We start from the raw sequence: 1,125 nt of genomic DNA on the forward strand, positions 1-1,125 counted from the left end.
CGCCATCGTGCTGTGGAGCTTGCCGCCTGCCGCGACGCTGGCGCTGGTGGCCGGGGTACCGGGCCTGCCCGGCCTGCCGCACTCCTGGCGCTGGGGACCGGTGGCCCTGGTGCTGGCCGGTATCGCCATGGCTGGCTGGTGGAGCAGCATCCGCCCCAGCCACGCGCGCGACTGGGCCGATGATGTGGCGCGCATGCTGGTGTCGCAGGTGCAAGGCGATACCGTCACGCTGGACAACGTGCGCAACTTCGACTGGCGCAGCGAGACTGATGTCGACGTCCGCTGGGAATCGCGCCAATATGATCTCGCGCAACTGGTCTCGGCCGACTTGCTGCTGTCCTACTGGATGGGGCCGGCGATTGCGCACACGCTGGTGTCCTTCGGTTTTGCCGATGGGCGGCGTCTGGTGTTCTCGCTGGAGATCCGGCGAGAACGCGATGAAGCCTTCTCGGCCCTGGGTGGCTTCTTCCGCAAGTTCGAGACCGTCATCGTTGCCGCCGACGAAGCCGACATCATCCGTACCCGTACCAACGCGCGCGGGGAGGATGTGTATCTGTATCGTCTGCAATTGCGCCCGGATCAATTGCGCCGCGTCTTCCTCGGCTATCTCGAACGTGCGGCGCAATTGCGGGAGCGTCCGCGTTTCTACAACACCCTCACCAGCAACTGCACCACCATCGTCTTTGAACTGGCGCGCCGTCTCTCGCCCTCGCTGCCGCTGGACTATCGCCTGCTGCTCTCCGGCTACTTCGCCGATTACGTGTTTGACCACGGCGTGCTGACACCAGGATATAGCTTCGCGCAATTGCGCGAGGCCGGCCGCATCACCGAACGCGCCCTGCAAAGCGGCCCGGAGCAGGATTACAGCAAGCGCATCCGGCAAGGCGTTCCGGGTGTGTCCATGGGCGAGCTGCGCTGAGGCACTGCTGGCTTGCTCCGATCTGGACATGCCACCTGTCTTGCCCGAGGCTTCGACCCGTTGGAGGATCCCATCGGCTATGGCCGTGAACTGATCCCGCGTACGCGTGAGCTGGTGGCGCAGCGCCTGCAGCAACGGGCAGCGCAAAAGCAGGCCGCCCGATTTATCCACTGCCTGAAACGAAAATGGCTCCGCATGCGGAGCCA

Annotated in this window: 1 protein-coding gene and 1 pseudogene; both read left to right on the forward strand. The window is 64.9% G+C overall.

Annotation, left to right across the window (positions count from 1 at the left end; genetic code table 11):
• A partial coding sequence (locus tag B3873_RS20905; protein ID WP_286868779.1) for a DUF4105 domain-containing protein occupies positions 1–919 on the forward strand: 919 nt, incomplete at its 5' end.
• A 24-nt stretch (positions 920–943) separates the two neighbouring features.
• Positions 944–1,125: pseudogene (locus B3873_RS20910) on the forward strand (hypothetical protein); the annotation flags it as partial.

It is taken from the genome of Herbaspirillum sp. UBA812 (assembly GCF_002296545.1).
Classification (GTDB): domain Bacteria; phylum Pseudomonadota; class Gammaproteobacteria; order Burkholderiales; family Burkholderiaceae_D; genus Herbaspirillum; species Herbaspirillum huttiense.